The sequence below is a fragment of the Rhizobium sp. P2_G9 genome (genome assembly GCF_056403475.1).
Window position 1 is genome coordinate 1 of sequence record NZ_JBFUFK010000100.1, and the last position, 7694, is coordinate 7694.

Here is a 7694-nt window from a genome sequence, read left to right on the forward strand (position 1 = left end):
ACCGTGATCGATGTCGGCATCAACCGCGTCGCCGATGTCGGCATCAACCGCGTCGCCGCGCCGGAAAAAGGCGAAGGCAAGTCCAAGCTTGTCGGCGATTGCGACTTCGCCTCCTGCGAGCCCGTGGCCGGCGCGATYACGCCGGTGCCGAAGGGCGTCGGCCCGATGACCATCGCCATGCTGATGGCCAACACGGTCATCGCCGCCCATCGCAAGGCCGGCAAGGCTGTACCCAAGTTCTGAATTCGGGCACCAGACCGCGCGGCAGGGATGCCTGATCGATCATTTTGCCCTCCTTTGGGTGGCCGTCCGACGATCACAAGCGCGGACCCGACAAGCCCGTGCCTCAGAAATGAGGGCCGCCTTCGCGCCCGTTAGCTAACGGCCGGGGAGCAATCCTTCGGCCGTCTTGTTATTTGCCTGTCGCTCATCATGCGTCTGAACGTCTCACTCTCGCCTGCGACCAGCCCAGGACAAGCCTCGAAGCGCCTAGATCGTCTATCGAATGTTCGACGCTCTCTTGTCAGGGATAGGCTCCCATGAATTCTTCGGCCGTCGCCGCTTCTCCGTCGCTTCAAGCCGTGCTGGCACAGGCCGTAAGCCTGATGGATGCCGGCAGGGAAACCGAAGCAGCAGCCGCGCTGCTGTCCATACCGCAGAGCGTACGCGCGCATCCAGTCGCCAGCAGCACGCTGGCCTATCTGCTTCTCACGACCAATCGATCGCATGAGGCGATTGGCTGGTTCGAAGCAGTGCTCGTCCTCAAACCGGGAGATGCACAGGCGCTTTCAGGACTCGGCATGGCCTGCCAGGCAACTGCCGATATGGCGCGCGCGGCGGAATGCTACGATGCGGCCCTGACTGTCCGAGGCGATGACGCTGGACTCTGGTATCATCTGGGGTCCGTGCTCTTCGAGCTCGGGCGGTTTCGCGACTCGCTTCTGTGCCTCGACCGGTCGATCCAACTTCAAGGAAATTACGCGCTCGCCCACACCAGGCGTAGCGCCGTGCTCGACGCGACAGGCGATCTTCCTGGTGCTGTCGCCGCGGCGGTCCGCGCTTGCGAGATTTCGCCGGATGTCGATGCGCTGCTGCAACTCGGCAATCTCCTATCGAAGCAGAATACGTCCGAAAGTGCGATTGCCATCTACGATATGGTCCTGTCGCAGGAGCCGAGCAATTTCTGCAGTCTCTGCAACAAGGCCCATGCACTGAAACAGGCGGAACGCGAGGACGAGGCACTCGCCCATGTGCGCGCCGCGCTTGAGATCGAGCCTGACAATTGCGAGGCGCTGCTGCTCTGCGGCACACTCCAACATGGGCTTGGACAGGGCGATGCCGCGATCGCGACGCTCACCCGCGTCGCCGAACAGGGGCCGGCACGTCGCCACAAAGCGACCCGCAGCCCGGCTCGCTTCAAGGCGCTGCTGCTCTTCTCCCCGCTTGCCGGCAATACGCCCTATGAAGACCTGATCATCAATGGCGGCTACGATGCCGATGTCGTTCTCGTCCTGCCCGGCTACAACTACGATCCGGCCGAACTCGACGCTGGCGCCGATGTCATCGTCAACCTCGTGTCGGATGCCGATCTCGGCCGCGAGATCATCGGTCCGCTCGCCGTTTTCGCCGACCGGCTGACAAAGCCCGTCGTCAACCATCCGCGGCTGATCCTGCCCACCGACCGCGCCTCTATCGCGGAACGGCTTAAGGACCTGCCAGGCGCAGTTATGCCGGCCACCACGCGCATCGCAGCGCCTGCGCTCGCCGCCCAGATGCGAACAGGTGCCGATATCGCCTTGCCGGTGATCGTTCGCCATGCGGGTACCCATGGTGGAGATCGCATGGAGCTTTTGCATTCGCAGCATGAGATTCTCGCTTTCGCTGAAGAGGCGGGCGAGGAAGCGCTCTATCTCACGGATTATGTCGACTATAGCTCGCCGGACGGCCTCTTCCGCAAGTATCGGTTCATCTTTGCCGGCAACGAGATTCTTCCCTATCATCTGGCGGTCGGCGACGGCTGGAAGGTGCATCACGCGTCAACCCGCATGGCGGAATTCGAATGGATGCGCGCCGAGGAAGCTGCCTTCCTGGACGCACCTGAACGCAGATTCGGGCCACAGGCGATGGCGACGCTCGACGCCATCCGGCGCCGCATCGGTCTCGACTATTTCGGTATCGACTGCGCGCTCGATCGCGAAGGCCGGGTGCTGGTGTTCGAGGTCAACGCCTCGATGTTGATTCACCTGCATAATGAAGGTTTTGACTACAAGACGCCGCACGTCATGCGCATCAAGGCAGCTTTCGAAGAGATGTTGGCGCGGCGGGTGGCGGACGGTGTCGCCGAGGAGCAAGTCGTGACCAAACGTACCGTGTCGGGTGGCAGGTCCGGTTAGAGGATAAAATCGCCCTTCACGATATTGGTGAAATGGTCGAATTCGATCTGGAAATCGGCCTTCTTGTCACCGTCAAGGTCGCCCTCGATCATCGCCGTTGCATGGCTCTTGTCGATCACGACATGCAGTTCGCCGGCATCGCCGCTGAATTTCTTCGCTCCGATGAAGCTGAATTTATCGTTCCCCGTGTCAGGGTGCAGCGCCGAGAGGTCGATCTTGTCCTCGTGCGAGATGAAGACGTCGATCATGTCGTGCTGCTTGCCAGCACTATCGGAGGTTTTTTGATAGACGAATGTGTCTTGATCGGCACCACCGGTGAGCATATCGGCGCCACCCCGGCCGACGAGCGTGTCCTTGCCTGCGCCACCGAAAAACGTATTGGCTTTGGTGTCACCCAGCAGCTTGTCGTCATGCAAGGAACCGTCGACCTCCTCGATATTCAGCAGCTTGACGGTGGTTCCCTTAAAGAGTGTCGTCTTGCCTGCGAGATCCACCGTCGTTCCGAACGGAAACCACGATTGGTTCTCTCCCTTGAGGAGCGAGAACGTATCGTAGCCCTTGCCGCCATCGATGGTCGATGCCCCCTTCGCCAAGATGGGCAGTGAATTATAGGCGTCGATATGGTCATCACCGCCACCCATATCGACCTTATCGCTGCCGCCGTCGATCATCAGAACATCATCGCCGTTGCCAAAGGTCACGGTGTCATCGCCGCCGGTGCCGACGAAACGGTTGATTTCGTGGAATACAGATTTCTTGTAGGTCAGTTCCCAGCCGATGCCGGAGAAGAAGTCCACCAGTGAGTCGGCGTTGTCGAATGTCGCGTCGTCGATCGCCGTCGTCAGGTCGGCAAAGTTCAACTGGAGTCCGCTCACGGTGATATCGAGGCCACCGTCCTGGAAAGTGAAGCTGATGCTGCTGACCGTGCCGCTCTGCTGATCGAGATCGGTCCCCGATGCCACGACAGTGCAGACATAACCTGCGTGGTTGATGTCAGTGGTGCCGGTTGCCGAACCCTTGTCGTTGGAGACTTCCAGGGCATCCACATCCCGCAATATGAAAATCAAATCCTGACTGAATTCGAGTCCATTCGCATCTGCATATGGACCGACATCGACTTTGGCCATGGTGTTTCCTCCCGGACTGCGCTTTATTGTCGCATGATGGATGACCGGTATACGAAGCGGTATCCCCCGATCGGGGGACCGGAAGGATTTTTAGAACGCGTCGACTGTGGAATTTCGCCTCCGCCCTTCCTTTTTGATCATTGGTCGCTATTTTCGCGGCAAATCATTATCAGGACCATGGATATGCCAGCCGATCTGAACCGCCTCTCCGCCACCATCGCCGCCGAGATCAACGCCCGGCCCCAGCAAGTGACGGCCGCCGTTGGGTTGATCGACGAAGGCGCGACCATTCCCTTCATCGCTCGTTACCGCAAGGAAGTGACCGGCGGGCTGGACGATACCCAGCTCCGCACGTTGTCGGAGCGGCTGGTCTATCTGCGCGAGATGGAGGCGCGGCGCGATACGATCCTCGATTCTATCCTGACCCAGGGCAAAATGACCGATGAGCTCAAGGTGAAAATCCTGCAGGCCGACACGAAGGCTACGCTCGAGGATATCTATCTGCCCTACAAGCCCAAGCGCCGCACCCGCGCCCAGATCGCCCGCGAGCGTGGCTTGCAAGGTCTCGTCGACGCCATCCTCGCCAATCGTTCGGCCGAGCCGACAAAGCTGGCCGAAGGTTTCGTCAAGGACGAGGTGGCCGATGTAAAGACTGCGCTCGAGGGCGCGCGCGATATCATTGCCGAAGATCTTTCGGAAAATGCCGATCTGCTGGGCCGGCTGCGTGGCTATATGCAGGGCAAGTCGATGCTGGTCGCCAAGGTCGCCGATGCCAAGAAGGAAGCGGCGGAGAAGTTCTCCGACTATTTCGACCACAAGGAGCCGTGGTCGAAAGTGCCGAGCCATCGCGCGCTCGCCATGCTGCGCGGCTGGAACGAGGAAGTGCTCAGCGTCACCATCGAAACCGATGCGGATGACCCTTCCCCAGTGAAGCCGGCAGAAGCCATTGTCGCTGCAGCGCTCGAGCCACGGACGTCCGGGGCAGGCGATCAATGGCTGAAGGATGTGGCCGGCTGGGCCTGGCGCGTGAAGCTCAATTCATCGCTGTCCTTGGAACTCATCCGTGACATGAAGGAGCGGGCCGAGGAAGAAGCGATCCGCGTCTTCGCCCGCAATCTCAAGGACCTGCTGCTTGCCGCTCCTGCCGGCACACGCACCGCCATGGGCCTGGACCCCGGCATCCGGACCGGCGTGAAAGTCGCGGTGGTCGACCAGACCGGCAAGGTCCTGGACACCGCGACTGTCTATCCCTTCCCGCCGAAGAACGATGTCATGGGCGCGCAAGCCGAACTGGCTTCCCTGATCCGCAAGCACCATGTCGACCTGATCGCCATCGGCAACGGCACGGCAAGCCGCGAGACGGAAAAGCTCGCCGCCGACCTGATCGCCAAGCTGCCGGCGCCGAAACCGACCAAGGTGATCGTCTCCGAAGCCGGCGCTTCGGTCTATTCGGCGTCGGAACTCGCCGCAAAGGAATTTCCGCAGCTCGACGTGTCGCTGCGCGGCGCCGTGTCGATCGCCCGCCGTCTGCAGGATCCGCTTGCCGAACTGGTCAAGATCGAGCCGAAATCGATCGGTGTCGGGCAGTATCAGCACGATGTCGACCAGGCAAAACTCGGCCGCTCGCTGGATGGCGTCGTAGAAGATGCGGTGAATGCCGTCGGCGTCGACCTCAACACGGCGTCGGCACCGCTCTTGTCACGCGTCTCCGGCCTCAACAATACGCTGGCGACGCAGATCGTTACCTACCGCGACGAGAACGGCGCCTTCAAGAGCCGGCAGGAATTGTTGAAAGTGCCAAGGCTCGGGGCGCGGACTTTTGAGCAATGTGCCGGCTTTCTGCGCATTGCCGGCGGCAAGGAGCCGCTCGATGCGTCTTCCGTGCATCCGGAAGCCTATGACGTGGCGCGAAAGATCGTCGCCGCCTGCGGCCGCGACCTGCGTACCCTGATGGGCGATAGTGCGGCGCTGAAGAAAGTGGATCCGCGTCAGTTCATCAGCGAGAAATTCGGCCTGCCGACGGTAAAGGACATCATCGCCGAACTGGAAAAGCCGGGCCGCGACCCACGCCCGGAATTCAAGACCGCGACCTTTGCCGAGGGCATCAACGAGATCAGCGACCTCAGGCCCGGCATGATGCTGGAAGGCACGGTGACCAATGTCGCCGCCTTCGGCGCCTTCGTCGATATCGGCGTACACCAGGACGGTCTGGTGCATGTCTCTGAACTCGCCGACCGCTTCGTCAAGGACCCGCATGAGGTGGTCAAGGCAGGCGACATCGTCAAGGTGCGGGTGGTCGAGGTCGATCCGAAACGCAAGCGTATCGCGCTCTCGATGAAGAAGGAAGCAAGCGGGCCGAGGGAGCCGCGCGAGGATCGCAACCGCGGTAATAGTGGCGGGAACGTCAAGCAGAGCCCGAAGCCGCAGGCGCCAAGCCAAGGCGCATTCGGGGCAGCCTTGGCCGAGGCGATGAAGCGGAAATGATGCGTTGACGAGGAGCGCCAGCACTCCTAATTTTCTGACAATTCGGGGGCGGTGATCGGAATGCGGCGCGCGACAGTCGGATCAATCATTGCCTTGGTCTTGTTGGCCGTGCTCGCTATGGCCATGCAAAAGACCGAGGACAAAAAAGTGCAGGCAGCTGTGGCCTGCCAGAGCGAGCTCGTCCTGATCGATTATTGGAAGAGCTTGGATCTCATTAGCGAGGTCAAGCACGACGGCAACGACTTGGTTGTGGAAGTGGATTATCGGGGCTGGAGCAAACTGCCGCGTCCGCTTCAGCTCCAGATCGGCAAGGCCGCCTACTGCCCGATCGCGAAAGCCGGCAAGGGCGGCGCGGCCCGCATAGAGTCAGATCACGAGCTAGCTCGGGTCGAAAACGGGAAGTGGTCGAGCAAGCAGTTCCCTGAATAGTGCTAACGGCGGGCAGGGCTGACGAAATGTCATAAAAGAAGCGAATCTTGGACGAGTTAAGTCGCATTGTTTAAAGTGCTGTCGTTGGAGGGCTGGTGAGCATTCGTTTTGAAACATGGGGCAGAATTGGCAAACTCGGCGTGCTCGTGATCCTCGCTCTCTCCTTTCGGCCTTGGGAGGCCCACCACACGGAAACGACGGCGCCAACCCCATGCCAGGATGAGAATGCGGTCATTGATCATTGGACCGGCATCAATCTGATCCGGCACATGCAGCAAAGTGGCAAAAACCTGGACTTCTTTGTCTATGATAAAGCGTGGGCGGCGTTGCCCCGCTCCACACAGGTCCAGATCGGCAATGCCGCCTATTGCCACGTCGCCCTCGACGGCAAAGGCGGCGTTGCTCGCATCGATGACCTGAAGGGCAAAGAGCTTGCTCGCGTCGCCGACGGCAAGTGGATCAGCTGGCAGTTTCCGGAATAGTTTGCATTCATTTCGTGAAGCGAGATCAGGCTGCGTCCAACATCGGAACGATCCCGAGAACGCAACTCCGCAAGATCCGTCAGGCGCCGCAAAATCCCCCGAGTTATGTGTGGATCGCCACGGAGGACAGGATGAAAAAGCCGACGATCGAACATTATCATGCCCGGATGCAGCGGGTGATCGACTATATCGACGATCATCTCGACGAGGGTCTCGACCTCGACAGGCTGAGCGATCTGTCGGCGTTTTCGAAGTATCATTTCCACCGGCAGTTCACCGCCATCTTCGGCATTCCGGTACATCGCTATGTCCATCTCTGCCGCATGAAGCATGCTTCGTTCCGGCTAGCCTTTCGCGATAATCACCGGATCACCGATATCGGCCTGGATGCCGGCTATGAAGCGTCGGAGGCGTTTGCGCGCGCATTCCGCCAATGTTTCGGGCAAGCCCCTTCCCGCTTCCGGAAATCCCCCGATTGGGCTTCGTGGCTCCAAACCCTGAAATCACTCGATCAAGCACGGAGCACATTCATGCCCAGACAATTTCTGCTTAGCGATGTCGATATCGTCGAACTCGAAGCCCGCCACATTGCCTGCATGCCCCATCACGGCGATCCCGCCAAGATTGGCGATACGGTCCAGGCCTTCATTGCCTTGAACCGCCCCGGCTTTGCCGGAGACCCCAACTCGTGAGAAGTAGGGTCTATGACAAGCAAGACGACGAACAAATTTTCCCCTGAAGTCCGCGCCCGCGCCGTTCGAATGGTGTCGGAACATGAG

Annotated in this window: 6 protein-coding genes and 1 pseudogene; 6 read left to right on the top strand and 1 reads right to left on the bottom strand. The window is 60.2% G+C overall.

Going from position 1 to position 7694, the window contains the following annotated elements; genetic code table 11:
* Both AC1DYF_RS39660 and AC1DYF_RS39665 read left to right on the top strand, forming a co-directional pair.
* Positions 1-243 (top strand): annotated as a pseudogene (locus AC1DYF_RS39660) (hypothetical protein); the annotation flags it as partial.
* A 296-nt stretch (positions 244-539) separates the two neighbouring features.
* Entirely contained in the window at positions 540-2393 is a 1854-nt protein-coding gene (locus tag AC1DYF_RS39665) for a tetratricopeptide repeat protein (RefSeq protein ID WP_477884361.1), read from the top strand.
* On the opposite strand, the gene AC1DYF_RS39670 is transcribed toward AC1DYF_RS39665, so the two are convergent.
* On the bottom strand, positions 2390-3520 hold the full coding sequence (locus AC1DYF_RS39670) for a M10 family metallopeptidase C-terminal domain-containing protein (protein ID WP_477884362.1): 1131 nt from the start codon (positions 3518-3520) through the stop codon (positions 2390-2392). The genes AC1DYF_RS39665 and AC1DYF_RS39670 overlap by 4 nt on opposite strands.
* A gap of 183 nt (positions 3521-3703) precedes the next feature.
* Between AC1DYF_RS39670 and AC1DYF_RS39675 the strand changes: the two genes are divergently transcribed.
* The 4 genes from AC1DYF_RS39675 to AC1DYF_RS39690 all read left to right on the top strand — a co-directional run bounded on the left by AC1DYF_RS39675 (position 3704) and on the right by AC1DYF_RS39690 (position 7607).
* Positions 3704-6004 carry a Tex family protein gene (locus AC1DYF_RS39675; protein ID WP_477884364.1) on the top strand — a complete coding sequence of 767 codons (2301 nt, stop codon included), beginning with the start codon at positions 3704-3706 and terminating at the stop codon, positions 6002-6004.
* 60 nt (positions 6005-6064) lie between these two features.
* The gene (locus tag AC1DYF_RS39680) at positions 6065-6433 is read left to right on the top strand and encodes a hypothetical protein (RefSeq protein ID WP_477884366.1); all 369 of its coding nucleotides are present in this window, start codon (positions 6065-6067) and stop codon (positions 6431-6433) included.
* Positions 6434-6528: 95 nt separating this feature from the next.
* Positions 6529-6915 (top strand): hypothetical protein, encoded by a 387-nt coding sequence (locus AC1DYF_RS39685; RefSeq protein WP_477884368.1) that lies wholly within the window; start codon positions 6529-6531, stop codon positions 6913-6915.
* 131 nt (positions 6916-7046) lie between these two features.
* A complete protein-coding gene (locus AC1DYF_RS39690) occupies positions 7047-7607 on the top strand; it encodes an AraC family transcriptional regulator (RefSeq protein ID WP_477884370.1) in 561 nt (186 codons plus the stop codon).
* Positions 7608-7694 lie beyond the last annotated feature (87 nt).

Bases quoted from the DNA above. Each gene is read 5' to 3' on its own strand.
- AC1DYF_RS39665 (WP_477884361.1), top strand. From the start codon at position 540: ATGAATTCTTCGGCCGTCGCCGCTTCTCCGTCGCTTCAAGCCGTGCTG.
- AC1DYF_RS39670 (WP_477884362.1), bottom strand. From the start codon at position 3,520: ATGGCCAAAGTCGATGTCGGTCCATATGCAGATGCGAATGGACTCGAA.
- AC1DYF_RS39675 (WP_477884364.1), top strand. From the start codon at position 3,704: ATGCCAGCCGATCTGAACCGCCTCTCCGCCACCATCGCCGCCGAGATC.
- AC1DYF_RS39680 (WP_477884366.1), top strand. From the start codon at position 6,065: ATGCGGCGCGCGACAGTCGGATCAATCATTGCCTTGGTCTTGTTGGCC.
- AC1DYF_RS39690 (WP_477884370.1), top strand. From the start codon at position 7,047: ATGAAAAAGCCGACGATCGAACATTATCATGCCCGGATGCAGCGGGTG.